The 16,522-nt window shown below is 72.4% G+C and carries 17 protein-coding genes and 1 pseudogene; 5 read left to right on the top strand and 13 right to left on the bottom strand.

Features of this window, described 5'->3' with window-relative positions; genetic code table 11:
- Window positions 1-38 precede the first annotated feature (38 nt).
- The gene (locus tag AB0G11_RS11450; protein WP_219510149.1) at window positions 39-1,007 is read left to right on the top strand and encodes an Lrp/AsnC family transcriptional regulator; all 969 of its coding nucleotides are present in this window, start codon (window positions 39-41) and stop codon (window positions 1,005-1,007) included.
- A 10-nt stretch (window positions 1,008-1,017) separates the two neighbouring features.
- Window positions 1,018-2,244 (top strand): alpha/beta fold hydrolase, encoded by a 1,227-nt coding sequence (locus tag AB0G11_RS11445; RefSeq protein ID WP_357585397.1) that lies wholly within the window; start codon window positions 1,018-1,020, stop codon window positions 2,242-2,244.
- Here the strand turns inward: AB0G11_RS11445 and AB0G11_RS11440 are convergent.
- From AB0G11_RS11440 to AB0G11_RS11425, 4 genes are all read right to left on the bottom strand, one after another.
- Window positions 2,216-3,655, bottom strand: coding sequence for an ATP-binding protein (locus tag AB0G11_RS11440; protein ID WP_357585395.1), 1,440 nt, complete (start codon window positions 3,653-3,655; stop codon window positions 2,216-2,218). The two genes, AB0G11_RS11445 and AB0G11_RS11440, sit on opposite strands and share 29 nt — an antisense overlap.
- Window positions 3,656-3,675: 20 nt before the next feature.
- Window positions 3,676-5,325 carry an FAD-dependent oxidoreductase gene (locus tag AB0G11_RS11435; protein WP_219510151.1) on the bottom strand — a complete coding sequence of 550 codons (1,650 nt, stop codon included), beginning with the start codon at window positions 5,323-5,325 and terminating at the stop codon, window positions 3,676-3,678.
- A gap of 86 nt (window positions 5,326-5,411) precedes the next feature.
- Window positions 5,412-6,173 carry an SDR family oxidoreductase gene (locus tag AB0G11_RS11430; RefSeq protein WP_219510152.1) on the bottom strand — a complete coding sequence of 254 codons (762 nt, stop codon included), beginning with the start codon at window positions 6,171-6,173 and terminating at the stop codon, window positions 5,412-5,414.
- 8 nt (window positions 6,174-6,181) lie between these two features.
- The gene (locus AB0G11_RS11425) at window positions 6,182-7,045 is read right to left on the bottom strand and encodes an RNA polymerase sigma-70 factor (RefSeq protein WP_219510153.1); all 864 of its coding nucleotides are present in this window, start codon (window positions 7,043-7,045) and stop codon (window positions 6,182-6,184) included.
- A gap of 124 nt (window positions 7,046-7,169) precedes the next feature.
- Here AB0G11_RS11425 and AB0G11_RS11420 point away from each other — a divergent pair, with 124 nt between their 5' ends.
- Window positions 7,170-7,844 carry a ThuA domain-containing protein gene (locus AB0G11_RS11420; protein WP_357585393.1) on the top strand — a complete coding sequence of 225 codons (675 nt, stop codon included), beginning with the start codon at window positions 7,170-7,172 and terminating at the stop codon, window positions 7,842-7,844.
- Between the two features lie 794 nt (window positions 7,845-8,638).
- Window positions 8,639-9,145: an NUDIX domain-containing protein gene (locus tag AB0G11_RS11415; RefSeq protein ID WP_357585391.1), complete on the top strand. Its 507-nt coding sequence runs from the start codon at window positions 8,639-8,641 to the stop codon at window positions 9,143-9,145.
- 9 nt (window positions 9,146-9,154) lie between these two features.
- Here the strand turns inward: AB0G11_RS11415 and AB0G11_RS11410 are convergent, their stop codons facing one another.
- The 4 genes from AB0G11_RS11410 to AB0G11_RS11395 all read right to left on the bottom strand — a co-directional run bounded on the left by AB0G11_RS11410 (window position 9,155) and on the right by AB0G11_RS11395 (window position 11,868).
- Window positions 9,155-10,036: an aminoglycoside phosphotransferase family protein gene (locus AB0G11_RS11410; RefSeq protein WP_357585389.1), complete on the bottom strand. Its 882-nt coding sequence runs from the start codon at window positions 10,034-10,036 to the stop codon at window positions 9,155-9,157.
- 86 nt (window positions 10,037-10,122) lie between these two features.
- Window positions 10,123-10,638: a hypothetical protein gene (locus AB0G11_RS11405; RefSeq protein WP_357585387.1), complete on the bottom strand. Its 516-nt coding sequence runs from the start codon at window positions 10,636-10,638 to the stop codon at window positions 10,123-10,125.
- Window positions 10,639-10,750: 112 nt separating this feature from the next.
- Window positions 10,751-11,284, bottom strand: a complete 534-nt coding sequence (locus AB0G11_RS11400) for a DinB family protein (protein WP_357585385.1) — start codon at window positions 11,282-11,284, stop codon at window positions 10,751-10,753.
- A 230-nt stretch (window positions 11,285-11,514) separates the two neighbouring features.
- Entirely contained in the window at window positions 11,515-11,868 is a 354-nt protein-coding gene (locus AB0G11_RS11395; protein ID WP_219510160.1) for a helix-turn-helix domain-containing protein, read from the bottom strand.
- A 77-nt stretch (window positions 11,869-11,945) separates the two neighbouring features.
- On the opposite strand from AB0G11_RS11395, the gene AB0G11_RS11390 reads away from it, so the two are divergent.
- On the top strand, window positions 11,946-12,839 hold the full coding sequence (locus AB0G11_RS11390; RefSeq protein WP_357585383.1) for an NAD(P)-binding domain-containing protein: 894 nt from the start codon (window positions 11,946-11,948) through the stop codon (window positions 12,837-12,839).
- Here AB0G11_RS11390 and AB0G11_RS11385 read toward each other — a convergent pair.
- The 5 genes and pseudogenes from AB0G11_RS11385 to AB0G11_RS11365 all read right to left on the bottom strand — a co-directional run bounded on the left by AB0G11_RS11385 (window position 12,814) and on the right by AB0G11_RS11365 (window position 16,344).
- A complete protein-coding gene (locus AB0G11_RS11385; protein ID WP_357585428.1) occupies window positions 12,814-13,206 on the bottom strand; it encodes a hypothetical protein in 393 nt (130 codons plus the stop codon). The genes AB0G11_RS11390 and AB0G11_RS11385 overlap by 26 nt on opposite strands.
- A gap of 26 nt (window positions 13,207-13,232) precedes the next feature.
- A pseudogene (locus AB0G11_RS11380) lies at window positions 13,233-13,601 on the bottom strand (class I SAM-dependent methyltransferase); the annotation flags it as partial.
- A gap of 44 nt (window positions 13,602-13,645) precedes the next feature.
- Window positions 13,646-14,272, bottom strand: a complete 627-nt coding sequence (locus AB0G11_RS11375; protein WP_357585381.1) for a MerR family transcriptional regulator — start codon at window positions 14,270-14,272, stop codon at window positions 13,646-13,648.
- Between the two features lie 15 nt (window positions 14,273-14,287).
- On the bottom strand, window positions 14,288-15,136 hold the full coding sequence (locus tag AB0G11_RS11370; protein ID WP_219510164.1) for a LysR substrate-binding domain-containing protein: 849 nt from the start codon (window positions 15,134-15,136) through the stop codon (window positions 14,288-14,290).
- A 122-nt stretch (window positions 15,137-15,258) separates the two neighbouring features.
- Window positions 15,259-16,344, bottom strand: coding sequence for a methyltransferase domain-containing protein (locus AB0G11_RS11365; protein ID WP_357585379.1), 1,086 nt, complete (start codon window positions 16,342-16,344; stop codon window positions 15,259-15,261).
- Window positions 16,345-16,522 lie beyond the last annotated feature (178 nt).

Here is a 16,522-nt window from a genome sequence, read left to right as displayed (position 1 = left end):
TCGTCCAAACATGCCTGACTGGAAGATACAGTCTTGACATGCTCGACGACGCCGACCTCGACCTGGTCGCGGCGCTGCAGATCGCCCCCCGCGCCTCGGCCGCCGCCCTCGCCGACGTGCTCGGCATGTCCGCCAGCACCGCCGGGCGGCGGCTCGCCCGGATGGAGGAGCAGCGCATCCTGCGGGTGATCGGCCAGGTCGACTGGGCCGCCCGCGCCGAGGGCAACCCGCGCCACGTCTGGGTCACCACCGAGCCCGGCGCCTCCAGCCGCGTCGCGCGCGCCCTGGCCGACCTGCCCGAGGCCCAGCTCGTCGCCGAGACGTCCGGCAAGTCCGACGTCTACTGCGCCGTCCACCCCGTCGACCGGGCGCAGGCCCGCGAACTGCTCACCGCCCGCATCCCCTCGGTCCCCGGCATCGTCGCCACCCACTCCGAGCTGGTGCTGCGCGCGCTCACCAAGGCCGACTCCTGGCGGCTGCACCGCCTCGACGACGCCCAGGTCCGCGCCCTGTCGGAGCCCGCCGAACAGGCCGAGGAGCCCGCCCGCGGCGCCGACGAGCCCGGCGTGCTGCGCCTGCTGCGCAACGACGGCCGCATCACCGCCGCGCAGGCCGCCCGCGCCCTCGGCCTCAGCCAGTCCACCGCCTACCGCATGATCCAGTCACTGCTGCGGCGCGGCGTCGTCCGCCCCCGCGTCGAGATCGAGCCCGCGCTCCTCGGCTACTCGCTGGAGGTCGTCATCGCGCTGACCGTCTCGCCCGGCGCCATCCAGCCGGTCGCCGACGAGCTCGCCCGCCACCCCTCCGCCCGCTACGTCTCCATCGTCGCCGGCACCACCTCCGTCATCCACCAGGGCGTCTTCCGCCACGAGGACGACCTCGGCGACTTCCTCACCCGCGACCTCGCCCACCTGCCCGGCATCACCGCGCTCCAGGTCTCCGTAGTGCTCAAGATGCTGCGCCGCTACTGGATCTACCGGGAGGACGGCCGGTTGGTCAGCCCGTAAGGTGCTGGGCGTGAAAGTCACGATGCCCGGCCTGACGGCCGCCGACCATGTGTTCACCGTGCCGCTCGACCACGCCGACCCCGGCGGCGCCACGATCCAGGTGTTCGCCCGCGAGATCCGCGACCCCGCCCACACCGGCGACCTGCCGTGGGCGCTGTTCCTCCAGGGCGGCCCCGGCGGCAAGTCCCCCCGGCTGACCGGCCAGGCGCACTGGCGGCACGTGCTCAAGACGCACCGGGTGCTCCTGCTCGACCAGCGCGGCACCGGCCTGAGCAGCCCCGCCACCGCCACCGGCACCGACGAGGAGCTGGCCGCCCGGCTGCGCCACTACCGCGCCGACGCCATCGTGGCCGACTGCGAGCACATCAGGAAGGCCCTCGGCATCGAGCAGTGGGAGACCTGGGGGCAGAGCTACGGCGGCTTCGTCACCCTCACCTACCTGTCGCAGGCCCCCGAGGCGCTGCGCGCCTGCCACATCACCGGCGGCCTGCCCGGCCTCGACGCCACCGCCGACGACGTCTACACGCGCACGTACGAGCGCGTCCGCGCCAAGGTCGCCCGCCACCACCGCCGCTACCCCGGCGACGACGAGCGCGCCAGGCGCATCGCCGAGCACCTGGCCGGCAACGAGGTCCTGCTCCCCGACGGCGACCGGCTCACCGTCGAGCGCTTCCGCACCCTCGGCAAGAAGCTCGGCATGGGCGACGGCTCCGAACGCCTGCACTGGCAGCTCGCCGAGGCGTGGCACGGCGACCGCCTGTCCGACGAGTTCCTCTACGCGGTCATGATGGAGACCGGCTTCGTCGGCAGCCCCCTCTACGCCGTCCTGCACGAGTCCATCTACGCCCAGGGCGCCGCCACCCGCTGGTCGGCGGAGCGGCTGCGCCCCGCCGACTTCGACACGTTCGAGATGTTCACCGGCGAGATGATCTACCCGTGGATGTTCGACGACATCCGCGCGCTGCGGCCCTTCAAGGGCGCCGCCGAGATCCTCGCCGCCGTCGACGACTGGCCGCCGCTCTACGACCCGGCCCGGCTGGCCGCCAACGAGGTGCCCGTCGCCGCCGTGGTCTACCACGACGACATGTACGTCGACGCCGGGCTGTCGCTGGAGACCGCCGCCCGGGTCGGCAACGTGCGCGCCTGGGTCACCAACGAGTTCGAGCACGACGGCTTCCGCGTCGCCGCCGACCAGGTCGTGCCCCGGCTCATCCGGATGGTGACGGACCCCCCGTAGGCTCGCGCAGCGGCAGCCGCACCTCGAACCAGGTCTCGCCCGGCGCCGACCGGACCTTCAGGTCACCGCCGTGCCGGCCCGCCACGATCCGGTAGGAGATGTCCAGCCCCAGCCCGGTGCCCTGGCCGACCGACTTCGTGGTGAAGAACGGCTCGAAGATCCGGTCCCGGATCGCCTCGGGCACGCCGGGGCCGGTGTCGCCGATCTCCACGATCGCCTCGTCCTCGTCGTGCGCGGTCCGGATCGTCAGCGTGCCCTCCTCGCCCATGGCGTCGAGCGCGTTGTGGATCAGGTTCGTCCACACCTGGTTCAGCTCGCCGCCGTAGCAGGGGATCGGCGGCAGCGTCCGGTCGTAGTCGGTGGTCACCGTGATGCCCGGCGGGATCTTGCCGCGGAAGATCGCGACCGTGCTGTCGAGCAGCTCGTGCACGTCCAGCACCTGGAACGGGGCGCGGTCCATCTGCGAATACTGCTTGGCCGAGCCGATCAGCGAGGTGATCCGCTCGGTCGCCTCCGTCACCTCGCCCAGCATCTGCGAGATCTCCACCGCCTCGGCCAGCCAGCGCAGCGCGGCCGGCGCGTGCTCCTCGCCGACCTTCAGCCGCACCTTCTCCAGGTGCTCCCCGCCGAACCCGGCGTTGACCAGCGCCGGAGCCAGCTCCCAGGCGTCGTCCACGCCCAGCTCGTCCAGCGCCTCGCCGAGCTCGTCCTCGGCGTCGGAGATCTCCAGCGGCGTGCGCGCCGGCAGCGTGCCCACCGCCTCCATGCACGCCTCCTGCATCTCCACCAGCGCCCGCAGCCGCTCCGGCGGGATGCCGTTCTCCGCCAGCCTGGCCAGCTCCACCCGCGACGACCTGATCAGCGAACGCAGCTCGCTCACCGCCCGCACCGCCGCGGCGGCCGGGTTGTTCAGCTCGTGGGTGAGCCCCGCCGTGATCGTGCCCAGCGCCGTCAGCCGCTGCCGCCGGTCGATGATCTCCCGCTGCAACCGGCCGCCCGACTGCAACCCGTCCAGCAGGTGCATCGCCATCGGGAACCACTCGGTCACGATGTAGGCGAACTTGCGCGCCGGCAGGATGAACACCCGCGACGGCGCCGTCGCGCGCAACGTGTGCTGGTAGGTCTGCGGCGCCCGGTCGCCCAGGTAGGCGGAGGTCGCGCCGCCGTAGACGCCCGGCTGCCCGGTGCGCGGCATGGTGACGGTCCCGGCGCTGACGGTCTCCGAGACCATCTGCACCTCACCCTCCACCAGCACCGCGAAGCACTCCGCCGGCTCGCCCTGGCGGACGATCTCCGCGCCCTCCTCGAACTCCCGCATCCTGCCGCTGTCGGCCAGCTTGCCGAGCTGCTCGTCGGTCAGCCGCTCGAACAGGAAGAGCTTGCGCAGCTCGTCGATGTCCACAGTGCTCATCGCTTCTCCAGATACCGGGCTCATTGCTTCTCCAGATACCGGTGCACGAGCGCGACGGCCATCGCGCCCTCCCCGACGGCCGAGGCCACCCGCTTGATCGACTCGGCGCGCACGTCACCCGCCGCCAGCACGCCCGGCACGTTCGTCTCCAGGAAGTACGGCTCCCGGCGCAACGTCCAGTTACGCGGCCGCCTGCCCCCCTGCACCAGGTCGGGCCCCGTCAGCACGAACCCCTTCGCGTCCCGCTCGACCGTCTCGCCCAGCCACGAGGTGTAGGGCTCCGCGCCGATGAACACGAACAGCCACTGCGCCTCGACCGTCCGCTCCTCGCCCTTGCGCGCGATCGACAGCCTCTCCAGGTGCCCGTTGCCCGCACCGCCCGTCACCTGGCTCTCCAGGTGCACCTCGATGTTGCCGATCGCCTGGATCTGCTCGATGAGGTAGTGCGACATGGACTTCTCCAGGCCGTCACCGCGCACCAGCAGGTGCACGCGGCTGGCGTACCCCGACAGGTGGACGGCCGCCTGGCCCGCCGAGTTGGCCGCGCCCACGATGTAGACCTCGCTGTCCTTGCACGACGGCGCCTCGGTCAGGGCCGCGCCGTAGTAGACGCCCCGGCCGACGAAGTCGTCCAGGCCCGGCGCGTCCAGCCGCCGGTAGGTCACGCCGGTCGCCAGGATCACCGCGTGCGCCGCGATCTCCCCGCCGTCCTTGAACCCGATCACCCGGGCCTGGCCGCGCGGCTCCAGATGCGTCACCTTCCGCGCGGTCAGCAGCTCCGCCCCGAACTTCAGCGCCTGCCTGCGCGCCCGGTCGGCGAGCTGCTGGCCCGAGACGCCGTCGGGGAAGCCCAGGTAGTTCTCGATCCTGGAGCTCTGCCCCGCCTGCCCGCCCGACGCGTGCGCCTCCACCAGCACCGTGTTGAGCCCCTCCGACGCGCCGTAGACGGCCGCGCCCAGCCCCGCCGGGCCGCCGCCGACCACGATCAGGTCGTAGAAGTCCGTCGCCGGCGTCGTCGACAGCCCCACCGCCGAGGCCAGCGTCGACTGGTCCGGCGCCTGCAGCGACGACCCGTCGGACGTCACCACCAGCGGCAGCCGGCACTCCTGCCCCGCCGCCGCCACGAGCTGCGCCCCGTCGGGCTCCTCGGCCAGCATCCACCGGTACGGCACGTGGTTGCGCGCCAGGAAGTCACGCACCTGGTAGGACGGCGCCGACCAGCGGTCGCCCACCACGCGCAGCTCCGCCACCGGCACCCGGTCCGTCCGCTGCCAGGCGTCGAGCTGCCCGTCGATCACCGGGTAGAACTTCTCCTCCGGCGGATCCCACGGCTTGAGCAGATAATGGTCCAGATCCACGACGTTGATCGCCTGGATCGCCGCGTCGGTGTCGGCATAGGCGGTCAGCAGCACCCGTCGCGCGAACGGGTACATGTCCATCGCCTTCTCCAGGAACTCGACCCCGTTCATCTGCGGCATCCGGTAGTCCGCCAGGATGGCGGCCACCTCGTCACCACGCAGCCGCATCTCCTTGACCGCCTCGATGCCCTGCACGGCGGCCTCCGCGCGGACGATCCGGTAGTCGCGGCCGTAGCGGCGTCTGAGGTCGCGGGCCACCGCCCGCGACACACCAGGATCGTCGTCGACCGTCACGATGACCGGCTTGTCCATTCCCCTGCCTCTCACATCGTCCTTGGGAGAAGGATGTCATGCGGCAGGGAACGGACTCCGGCCAGGCGAGGCCGCCGGGGACCTCGTCAGGCGATGACGCGGCTCTCGCCGCCGTCCACCAGGATCGAGATCCCGTTCACGAACGACGCCCGCTCGCTCGCCAGGAACGCCACCACGTCGCCCACCTCCTCGGCCCGGCCGATCCGGCCCAGCGGCACGACGGCCGCCCGCTCCGCCAGCCCGTCCTCGCCGCCCGCCACCTCACGCAGCCGGTCGGTGTCGATCGGGCCCGGCATCACGTTCGTGACCAGCACCCCGTCGCCGCCCACCTCACGGGCCAGTGTGCGGACCATGCCCGCCACGGCCGACCTCGTCGAGTTGGACAGGGCCAGCCCGTCGATCGCCTCCCGCGCCGACCGGCTCGTCACCGTCACGATGCGGCCCCAGCCGCGCTCGCGCATCCCCGGCAGCGCCGCCCGCACCAGCCGCACGGTGCCGAGCAGGTTGCGCTGCACCGCCACGTCCCACTCGGCCAGGCTCGCGTCCACGAACCGGCCCGGCGGCGGCCCGCCCGCGTTGGCGACCAGGATGTCGACCGGCCCCACCACGTCCTGCGTCTCGCGCACCACCCGCTCGGCCGCCTCCGGGTCCTCCACGTCCGCGAGCACCGCGTGCACCACGCCGCCGAACTCCTGCAACTCCACCACCGCGTCCGCCAGCTTCTCCGGACTGCGGGCGCACACGCACACGTGGCACCCCTCCCTGGCGAGACTCCGGGCGGCGGCCAGCCCGATGCCCGCGCTGCCACCCGTGACGAGTGCGACCTTGCCTGCGATGCCGAGATCCATAACGGCGACTATAGAGACGACGCCCGCACCCGGGCGAGCTTGTCCGGGTTCAGCACGCCGTACATGCCCCGCACGCGCCCCTCGTGCCAGTCGAGGACGACCAGCTGATGATCGGAGCCGATCTCCATCCAGATCCCCGGATGGCCGTTCACGTCCACGACCGACAGCCCGCCGTACTCGTAGCGGGCCAGCACCCCCTCCAGGAACCGCAGCACCTTGTCGCGGCCCTCGATCGGCCGCAGCGCCGCCCGGACCCGGCCGCCGCCGTCGCTCCACATCACGACGTCCTCGTGCAGCAGATCCGTCAACGGCCCCAGATCGCCGCCCCCGGCCGCCGCGATGAACCGCGCCAGCAGCTCCTCGTGCTCCCGGGACGACGGCCGGAACCGGTCCCGGCCCTCTGCCAGCCGCACCGACGCCCGATGGTGCATCTGCCGGGCGTTCGCCACCGACGCGCCGACGATCTCCGCGATCTCGTCGTACGGCAGCTCGAACGCCTCCCGCAGCACGAACACCGCCCGCTCCGGCGGCGACAGGCGCTCCATCAGATGCAGCGTCGCGTACGCCACCGTGTCCCGCAGCTCCGCCGTGTCCAGCGGCCCCGCCTCCGCCGACGCCACCGGCTCAGGCAGCCACGGCCCCGGATACGCCTCCCGCTTCACCCGGGCCGAGCGGAGCTGGTCCAGCGCCAGCCGCGACACCACCGTGATCAGGAACGCCCGCGGCTCCCGGACCACGTCACGATCCGTGCCCTGCCAGCGCAGCCACGCCTCCTGCACCACGTCCTCGGCGTCCCACATGCTGCCCAGCAGCCGGTAGGCCAGACCGAGCAGGGCGGGACGGTGTTCCTCGAACTCAGCGGTCCCCGTCATGCCGGGCAGGGTACCCGTATCAAGCATGCCCGCTCCTTCCCTCCTCCCGAGAGGACGGTCCCGCATCACCGGATGTGACAGCCGATGGGTAGAAATACCGCGATGAGCATGATGAGCTTGGGAAATGGCGCGAAATCTCATCCTTTCCGGAGGCCTGTACCACGACTTCGACGCCACGTCGGCCGCCCTCGCCGACGCGCTCGCCGAGGTCGGCGTCGAATCCGAGACCACCGAAGACATCGCCGGCGCCCTCAGCGAACCACCCGAAGTCCAGCTCATCACCATCAACGCGCTCCGCTGGCAGATGACCCACGAACGCTTCGCCGACCAGCGCGACCAATGGCGCTTCCACCTCCCCGCCCAAGCCCGCACCACCCTCCTCGACCACCTTGACCGCGGCGGCGCCCTGCTGTGCATGCACACGGCGTCCATCTGCTTCGACGACTGGCAAGGCTGGCCCCGCGTCCTCGGCGGCTGCTGGACCTGGCCCAAGTCCCACCACCCGCCGCTCGGCTGGACCGGCGTCCGCGTCCACGTCGGCCACCCCATCGTCGACGGGCTGCGCGACTTCGACGTCGTCGACGAGGTGTACAGCGACCTCGACGTGCTGCCCGACGTCCGGCCCCTCGCCTCCTCCCACGGCCAGCCGCTCATCTGGGCCCGGCCGGTGCGGCGGGGGAGGGTCTTCTACGACGCGCTCGGGCATGACACGCGGTCGTACGAGAACGAGATCCACCGGACCCTGCTGCAACGGGCGGCGCTCTGGCTCCTGAAACGCCCCACCACGATCACCGACTAACTGCCTAATAGCTTTCGCCGGTTACGGAGTTGCGCACCTACGGTCTCGACCTTCCAAACGGCAAGGCCCTCACGGGCGGGGCGCTGCGCGCCGAGCGGGTTCGGGCGTCCTTCCAGGGCGGCTGGCGCCGCACTGCATGGCCCTCACGGGTGGGGGCGCTTCGCGCCGGGCGGTTCGGACGTCCTTCCAGGGGCGGCTGGCGCCGCAGGGCGTCGTCTTCACGTGGGGGCGCTTCGCGCCGGGCGGTTCAGCCGGTTGTTTGGGGCGGCTGGCGCCGCAGGACATCGTCCTCACATGGGGGCGCTTCGCGCCGGGCGGTTCACGCGGTCACGGTGGGCGGCCCACACCGGAACGCAAAGCCCTCACCAGCGAGGCGTTGCGTCCCGAAAGGCTTGACGATGCGAGTGGGCTGTGGCCAGGGGGCTCTTCGGTGGCATCGGGGCGTTCCGCTGCGGCGTGAGCTGCCTTGGAAGAACGTCCGAACTGCCCAACGCGAAGCGCCCCGCCCGTGAGGGCCATGCGGCGTCAGCCGCCGGGGATGGGCGGCGCGGCGTCCGCCACCTGGGATCGGCGGCGCGGCGTCAGCCGGCTCGGATGGGGGGTGGCGCGGCGCCAGCCGCCGCGGAGAGCCGGCTCGACGACCGCTGCCTGGGGTAGGGCGGCGCGGCAGGCACCACGGCAGGAGCGCGACAACGCCCACCCGCTCCCACGACGACCGGCCCCCGACCCCCAACCCACCCCCGCGTCCCCCTAGGGGTGTCGAAACTGTCACACCCATCTGAGATCGTGGCCCCGTGGACGAACGTATAGAACTGGTGAACGAGCAGGACGACGTGGTCGGTGTCGCGGATCGCGACGAGGCCACCCGGCGGGGCTGGCTGCACCGCATCGCCACCACCGTGTGCAGGGATGAGCGGGGCCGCATCCTCGTGCACCGCCGCCCCGACGACTCCCCCCGTTTCCCGGGCTACTACGACGTGCTGGTCGGCGGCGGGGTGGACATCGGCGAGTCCTACGAGGAGGCGGCCCGCCGGGAGCTGGCCGAGGAGCTGGGCGTGGGGGCGCCGGTGGAGTTCGTCGTCAAGTTCCTGTGCCGGGGCATGCTGGGCCCGTACTGGATGGGGGTGCACGAGGCGGTGATCACCGGTCCGTTGCGCCCGGACCCGGCCGAGGTGCCGTGGTACGGCTGGATGGGGGAGGCGGAGCTGCGGCTGGCGATGTGCCGCTGGCCGTTCGTGCCCGACGGTCAGGAGGCCTTTGCCCGCTACCTGGCCATGCGCGCCACCTCGATGGCTTCGTGAGAAACGGCGTCAACCAGCTCGACGCGAGGCGGCATCCGGCTGGTCGGCATCGGGGGCATCGAGGGCGGCGCGGAGCTGGGCGAGCCATTCCACGCCCAGCCGGTGCCCGTCCGGGAGCTGGTCGTCGCGGTCCCAGCGCCACGTGGTGACCATCGCCAGTACGAGGGTCCGGCAGTCGCGCAGCAGGCCCGGGTCCACGCCCGGATAGTGCTGGCCCACGTCCTCGGGCGCATGGGCGAGGTCGAACTCCACGGGTCCGCGGCAGCACGTCTCCAGGTAGATGAACAGCAGCCCGTCCTTCGTCGTCAGCACGTTGCCCGGGTGGGGTTCGCCGTGCAGCAGCTGCTGGGCGGCGCCGCCACGCTCGTCCACGGCCCGGCCCAGGGTTCGCAACGTGTCACCGAGCAGGTCCCGGTCCTCGTCGGAGAGCGCCGGGGTGCGGTCATGGCTCGCCAGGAGCCGCAGAGCCTCCTCGACCCGATCGGTGAAGTGCGGCGCGGCGACATCGAGCGTGCGCATCCCGTGGTGCAGCCGTTCGAGCGCCCGGGCGTAGGCGTCCGGCGGTGGCGCGACCGCGTCCGGCGTCACCGGCTCGTAGTACGTCCACAACGTGATCGCGAACCCGTCACGCTCGTGCACGCCCGGCTGCACCCGAGGGTCCAGCGCGGCCACCGGGCTGCCGGTCGCGGCGAGGCGTTGCGCCAGCTCGACCTCGAACGGCGCGACGTGCTCCGCCTCGGGCGCCACCCTGGCCAGCACATCACACGGGGTCAACCGCAGCGTGAGCTTGTTGGAGTCCTGGAGGACGACCGCGTCGTCGGCCGCCAGGCCGAGCGACGAGGCGACGGACCGGGCCGCCGCCACCGCACGCAGACCCTCTGACGCCCGCATGCGCCACCCGCCCCTCACACCTCGACAACCGGCACCCGACAACCGCCACACGGCAACCGGCACCCGACCACCGGGCCGCCGCCGCGTCATGGAGACCCGTTGGTCAGCAGCAGGTAGAAGACATCCCCACAGTAGAAGAACGTGGCCGTGTCCGACTCTCCACCATCAAAGTAGGCCAAGCCCGCACAAGTCGCACCTGAGTAATACCCCGTGCCACGCAGGAAGTCCGGCCGCACCTCGCAGAACGACCACCCCGCCACGTCACCCCCGAACAGCGCCTCCGGCAACGGCCCCAGCACCGCCCCGGCCGCCGCGTCGTCCAGGTGCCGCCCGTAAGGACTGAACGCCTCCCGCAACATCCAGCGCAGCCGCCGCCAGAACCCGTCCGCGCCCAGCTCCCGTACGTCCGGCCGCACCGGGCCATCCACCACCAGCGGGCCGTCGCCGTCCTGCAGGTTCCACCACCCCCGAGTCCGGTCGACGTCGAGCATCATCTCCTCGAACAGCGGATCGCGCAGGAACGCGGACAGGACCTCGGCCGGGTCGCCGCCGGTCACCGGCACGTCGGCGCGCACCTTGAGCAGGAAGGTGTTGCTGTTCATGACGGAGTCCACCGCGTCCAGGAATGCCCCGACGGCCGGCGCCGCGGGCCCGTCATACAGCTCGTTCAGCAGCGAGAGCACTCGTCGGCCACAGAGAGGGTGTACGCGGCGGTCAGCGGAGGTTCGCCCGCTGGAGGCGCAGGCTGCCGATCTCGGCGGCGTTCTTCATCAGCTCGACGTTCGCCCACGCCAGCACGTGGCCGAGGGTCAGGCCGCCCTCGGCGAACCAGCCGGTGCGGTCCGTCGCGTCGAGGTCGGCGTCGGAGAGCGCGTCCAGGGCGGCGCGCCAGCGGTCGTGGTGGCCGGTCAACGAGGTCACGGCCGAGCGCACGTCGCCCGGCCACGTGGTGGCCGCCGCCACCGCGGCCCAGTCGGCGGAGGCGCCGTCGCCGAAGCATCCGGCGTACGCGTTCTCCCACCACATGCCCATGTGCCACATCACCCATCCGATCGTCGGCAGCGGGATCGGGTCGAGCTCCTCCATGGAGAAGTCCGCGGTCCACGTGCCGTCGGGGCGCGGTCGCACGGTCCAGCAGTTCGGCACCGGCTCCCACAGGGCGTCCTCGTCGGTGAGCTGGTCAAGGTGGAGGGTCAGCAGCGACCACGTCAGGTCGAACTGCCAGCGAATGCGATCAAGTTCAGTCATGTGATCACCCTAGGGGCATGCCGGGAAGGCCCAGGGCCGTCATGGTTTCATCCCTTTTCGGCGTCCGGTTCCGCGCTTCACCGGGCGGCGTCCACGGGGGGATGCTGGCGCTCGCCGGTCAGCTACGGGGACGGGAGACGACATGACGGTACGGGGAGTGGCGGCGGCGGCAACCAGGGCCCCTGCGCCCCGGCCCAGAACCCCGGCCTGACCTGCTTCTGAGGCCGGGGCTAGGAGGCCGCCGCGTGGTCGTGGGAGGCGCGCCCGTTCAGCAGGTGCTCACGCCCCCACGCGCCGAGGGGCGCGAGCGCCGCGTTGAGCGAGACGCCGAGCGGGGTGAGGGCGTAGGTGACGCGCCGCACCGCCCCCTCGACCGCCTCCTCCCGGAAGACGATCCCGTCGGACTCCAGCTCGCGCAGGTGCGAGGTGAGCACCTTCTCGGTGACGCCGGGAATCCCGCGCCGCAGCTCGCCGAACCGGCACGGCCCGTCGTTCAGCGCCCACAGGATGAGCACCTTCCACTTCCCGCCGACCACGTCGATCGCCGCGTCGATCCCGCACACGTACGTATCCCGCCTGGTCATGAACCCACCATAAGGTAACCACCCACAATAAAGTGCGTTCTTGATCTTGATCAGGGGCGGGCGCGAGCCTGGACGGCATGAACACGTCCAAGACTCCCATCACCCTGCTCGGCCTCGGCGACATGGGCGCCGCGCTGGGCCGGTCCTGGCTCGCCGCCGGCCACCCGCTGACCGTCTGGAACCGTACCCCGGAGAAGGCCGGACCACTGGTCGAGGCGGGCGCCCGCGCGGCAGGCAGCGCCGCCGAGGCGGTGGCCGCGGCCACCGGGCCGGTGATCCTGTGCCTGCTGGACGACGACTCCGTCGGCGCGGCGCTGGACGGCGCCGACCTGGCCGGCAAGGACCTGATCAACCTGACCACCGGCACCCCCGAGCAGGGCAGGCGGCGCGCCCGCTGGGCGGAGGAACGCGGCGCCCGCTTCCTGGACGGCGGCATCATGGCCGTACCGCCGATGATCGGCGTCCCGGAGAGCGGCGGCTACATCCTCTACAGCGGCGACCAGGCCCTGTTCGAGCGGCACCGGGAGGCGCTGGAGGTCCCGGCGGGGGTGAACTACGTCGGCTCGGACGCCGGCCACGCGGCGCTGTACGACGTCGCGCTGCTCAGCGCCATGACCGCGATGCTCGCCGGCACCACCCACGCCTTCGCCCTGGTCGACGGCGAGAAGGAGGTGGACCTGTCGCGGTTCGCCACGCTGCTCGCCGGCTGGCTCGGCGCGATGTCCGGAGCCGCCCACGGCATGGCCGCCCAGCGGGAGAGCGGCGACTACACGCTCGGCGTGCACTCCAACCTGGCCATGATGTCCGCGGGCAACGCCACGTTCCTGGACACCTCGCGGGAGCAGGGCGTCGACCCCGGCCTGCTGACGCCGTTCATGGACCTGATGGCCCGGCGGGTCGCGCAGGGCCACGGCGACGAGGGCCTGGCCGGGATCGTCGGGCTGCTCAGAGAGGGCGCCGGGCGAGCGTGAGCAGGTGACCGCTCACCCCGAGCAGCGACGGCTCGGACTCCATGACCCGCTGGGCGTCGAGCAGCAGCGCCCGCCGCCCCGGGTCGTCGAGCCAGTCGTCGAGGTCCCCGTACAGCCAGAACGCCCCCTCCAGCCCGTACCTGCCGACCTCGGGGAACCCGGCGTCGGCGAACTCGCCCGGCACGTCGTCCGGATCGTGGAAGTAGGCGGTGAAGCCGCGCCCCGGCGAGAGCATGACGCCGCCGGTCGCGGCGGCGAGCGCGGCCTGCCGCTCCGGCGCGCGCACGTAGTGGCCGAGCTGGATGGTGCCGTGCACGGCCGCGTAGCGGTTGATGGTCGCGGCCGCCACCAGCCCGCCCGGCCGCACGGCGCGCCGGGCCTCCGCCAGCGCCGCACCCGGTCGGCGCGCTCGGGCAGGTGGTAGAGCGGGCCCAGCAGCAGGACCGCGTCGGCGCTCGCGTCGGGCACCGGCAGGCGGCGCGCGTCGCCCAGCCGGGCGCGCACCCCGAGCAGCCGCGCGGCCCGCTCGACGTGCAGCGGGATCGGGTCCAGCAGCTCGACCTCGTAGCCGTCGGCGCTCAGCCATTCGGCGTGCACCCCGGTGCCGCCGCCCACGTCCAGCACCCGGGCCGGGGCCGGGGGCAGCGTCCGGCGCAACACGTCCTGCGTGCGCCACAGCTCCAGCCGGTTGCGCCCTTCGCGCAGCCGTTCGTGCTCCAGGTCCTGGGCGTAGTAAGCGACGAGCTCGGGTGTCAGCGCCATACTCGATCTTGCCGAGCGGCGGGGGCCACCGGCAACCGGAATTTTCAGGAACTGCCGGACAGGCGGCGGGCCGAGGTCGACTCGTGGGCCAGGCGGCGCAGCGCGTCGAACGCCCGCCCGTACAGGACCGTCCCCAGCACCAGCGCCTCCACGGCGGCGTCACGCGGGCCGTCGTACGGGATCGTGTCGATCTCGACCTCCTCGACCAGCCTGCCGGCCGCCGCCGCGTACGGGGCCAGCTCGGGCGTGTGGCCGAGCTGGCGCATCCGCATCACCGTGTGCGCCAGCTCGTGCCGGGCGGGCGCCTCCGGCTCCACCTTCCAGCCCAGGCCGGCCAGGAACGCGTCGACCTCGGCCAGCGCGGCGTCCCACTCGGGCGTCGCCTCCGGCTCGACCCGCGGGCTGAGCGCGTAATGGGCGGTGCCGAGCATCATGTGGACCGGCAGCGACTCGTCGTCGACCGCCTCCACGACCTTCTTGATGGCCGACACCGGCAGCCTGCCCACCTCCAGCAGCGCCCGGATCAGGCGCAGCCTGCGCAGGTGGGTGGCGTCGTACTCGGCCCGGGTGGCGGACGTCTGCTCGCCCGGGTGGAGAAGGCCCTCGCGCAGGTAGTACTTGATCGTGGCGATGGGCACGCCAGACTCGGCGCTCAGTTCGGACATGCGCATCACTGGATAATATTGCTATCCAGATCGGGCCAGGTGTCGCGCCGCGCTCACCACGTCCTGCACGTCCGCCTGGCGGTTCCACAGCAGCACCACCTCGATCGGCGGCACCTCCTCCTCGATCGGCACGAACGCCAGCCGCTCCGGCACCGGAACCCCCTCGCGCACGCACAGCGCGTAACCCGCGCCCTCGCCCACCATGGCGACGACCGTGTCGTGCGTGGCCGCCGACGGCCCCAGCCGGGGATGCAGGCGATGGCGCACGAACGCCTCCAGGAACCGGCGCGCCCCCGCGACCGCCTCCGACTCCGGCATCACCAGCGGCTCGCCCGCCAGCGCCGCCAGCGGCAGCCGCACGTACGCGGCCAGCTCGTGGTCGCGCGGCAGCAGGGCGCGCACGGGGGAGCGGTGGACGAGCACACGCGCCACCCCGCGCGGCAGCGACCCCGGCGCGTAGCCGAGGCCCGCCTGGAGCGTGCCGTCCATGAGCGAGACGAGCTGCTCGGCGGTGCCCATCGGCGCCATGCGCAGCCGCGCCTGCTGGAGCTGCGCGAGCAGGCGGGCGGCCACGTCGCCCAGCCCGTCGGCCACGCCCAGCCTGGCGGTCCGCCCCTTGCCCCGGGCCGCCGTGGCCGCCCGGCCCAGCGCGTCCACCGCGACCGTCGCCTGGGCCAGGAACACCTCGCCCGCCTCGGTGAGCTGCACCCCGGACGGCGAACGGCTGAACAACTCGACGCCGAGCTCCCTCTCCAGCGCCCTGAGCTGTTCCGACAGGGTCGGCTGGGCGACGCGCAGAAGAGCCGCGGCTCGGCGCAGGCTGCCGGCACGGGCGATGGTGATCGCGTACCGGATATGGCGTAGGTCCATCCCTCACCTCGACTCTGTCTTACAGAAATTGACATGCGCCGTGAAGGGCCCCGGTGAAATGTCCGTGCTTCTACGGATATGTAGGGATGTCCGATAGACCGCGGACAGAGCAGATCGGCCGACTACAGTGGCCGCCCCGGGTCGTCCAGCCACACCCGTTGCCCGTCGGCCGTGACCGTCATCCCGAACCGTTCACGACCCGGCTCACCCCAGCTCACCCACCGGAAGTAGGCGTCGGTCACCTCGTCCCACAGCGGCCGGTCGCCCACCTGGAAGACCTCGTACTCCTCGGCGTCCGGCCGCCAGTCCACGACCGCCCACGACCCCGGCTCCTCCGGGTCCGACAGCCACATCCGATACAGATCCCCGTCCTCGTCGGGTTCGGCGCTGCCGTGACAGGCCACGCCGGTCAGCGCCGCGACGGCCAGATCCGCCCCCGCCGGGGCGTGCGCGATCGTCCGGGGATCGACGCGGGTGGTCAGATGGCGCCTGTCCTCGGGCCCGCGCGGCGGCCGGACCGGGCGGGGCCGCTGGGGGCGCATCATCATGTACGAGGCGAACCCCGGGAACCGGCCGTACGCGGTGCCGTCCCGGGTGGTGACCAGCCGGAGGCCGTGGCTGGTGCCGAACCCCGGGCTGTAGGGCAGCACGATCACCGCCCCCGGACGGGCCTGGCGGACCCAGGCGTACGGGATCGTCCGGACGCCGCACGTGACGTGCACCCGGTCGAACGGCGCGCGCTCCGCGCACCCGTCCGCCCCGTCCCCCACGACCAGATGGGGACGGAGCTCCGCCTCCGCGAGCCTCCACGCCGCCTGGCCCGCCACCACGGGGTCGATCTCGATCGAGGTCACGTTCGCCGCGCCCACCAGGTGGCAGAGCAGGGCGGCCGTCCAGCCGGTGCCGGTGCCCACCTCCAGGACCCGCTGCCCGCGCTCGGCGCCGAGCCACCGCAGCAACTCGACCACGGTGCTGGGCGCCGAGGCGGACGAGGTGTAGTCGCCGTCCAGATCCTCGACGGCGCTCCTGCCGTCGTCCAACTGGGTCACGATGCTGGTGTCGGTGTAGACGGCCGCCATCCAGTCAGCCGGATCGGCGTCCCGGTCGATGAGGCGAACCGTGTCGTCGGGCGCATGAGCCAGCCCGACGGGCGGGACGAACCGGTGCCGATGCACCGCGCGCAGCGCCGAGGCGATCGGGCCGTCCACCGGGCCGATCTCCGCGATCAGCGCTTCAACCCCGGGGACTATTTCCGCCCCATTCAACTTTCCTCCCCGCGTTTCACTGACGCGCATTTGTCGCAATGGGGACTGTAACCATAAAACGGATAGTAAGCTTACAGATACTCTGAGTAATTTATAGAGTGGGCGTCACCAGACCCGGTCC

The sequence above is a fragment of the Nonomuraea sp. NPDC023979 genome (assembly GCF_040639085.1).
GTDB classification, from domain to species: Bacteria; Actinomycetota; Actinomycetes; order Streptosporangiales; family Streptosporangiaceae; genus Nonomuraea; species Nonomuraea ceibae.
This window is presented reverse-complemented; position numbering and strand designations above follow the sequence as displayed.

What these genes read in the sequence shown, in the direction of transcription:
- AB0G11_RS11435 (WP_219510151.1), bottom strand. Translation starts at nt 5,325, where the DNA reads ATGGACAAGCCGGTCATCGTGACGGTCGACGACGATCCTGGTGTGTCG.
- AB0G11_RS11405 (WP_357585387.1), bottom strand. Translation starts at nt 10,638, where the DNA reads ATGAACAGCAACACCTTCCTGCTCAAGGTGCGCGCCGACGTGCCGGTG.
- AB0G11_RS11450 (WP_219510149.1), top strand. Translation starts at nt 39, where the DNA reads ATGCTCGACGACGCCGACCTCGACCTGGTCGCGGCGCTGCAGATCGCC.
- AB0G11_RS11390 (WP_357585383.1), top strand. Translation starts at nt 11,946, where the DNA reads ATGAACACGTCCAAGACTCCCATCACCCTGCTCGGCCTCGGCGACATG.
- AB0G11_RS11375 (WP_357585381.1), bottom strand. Translation starts at nt 14,272, where the DNA reads ATGCGCATGTCCGAACTGAGCGCCGAGTCTGGCGTGCCCATCGCCACG.
- AB0G11_RS11410 (WP_357585389.1), bottom strand. Translation starts at nt 10,036, where the DNA reads ATGCGGGCGTCAGAGGGTCTGCGTGCGGTGGCGGCGGCCCGGTCCGTC.
- AB0G11_RS11425 (WP_219510153.1), bottom strand. Translation starts at nt 7,045, where the DNA reads ATGACGGGGACCGCTGAGTTCGAGGAACACCGTCCCGCCCTGCTCGGT.
- AB0G11_RS11420 (WP_357585393.1), top strand. Translation starts at nt 7,170, where the DNA reads ATGGCGCGAAATCTCATCCTTTCCGGAGGCCTGTACCACGACTTCGAC.
- AB0G11_RS11400 (WP_357585385.1), bottom strand. Translation starts at nt 11,284, where the DNA reads ATGACTGAACTTGATCGCATTCGCTGGCAGTTCGACCTGACGTGGTCG.
- AB0G11_RS11395 (WP_219510160.1), bottom strand. Translation starts at nt 11,868, where the DNA reads ATGACCAGGCGGGATACGTACGTGTGCGGGATCGACGCGGCGATCGAC.
- AB0G11_RS11440 (WP_357585395.1), bottom strand. Translation starts at nt 3,655, where the DNA reads ATGAGCACTGTGGACATCGACGAGCTGCGCAAGCTCTTCCTGTTCGAG.
- AB0G11_RS11370 (WP_219510164.1), bottom strand. Translation starts at nt 15,136, where the DNA reads ATGGACCTACGCCATATCCGGTACGCGATCACCATCGCCCGTGCCGGC.
- AB0G11_RS11430 (WP_219510152.1), bottom strand. Translation starts at nt 6,173, where the DNA reads ATGGATCTCGGCATCGCAGGCAAGGTCGCACTCGTCACGGGTGGCAGC.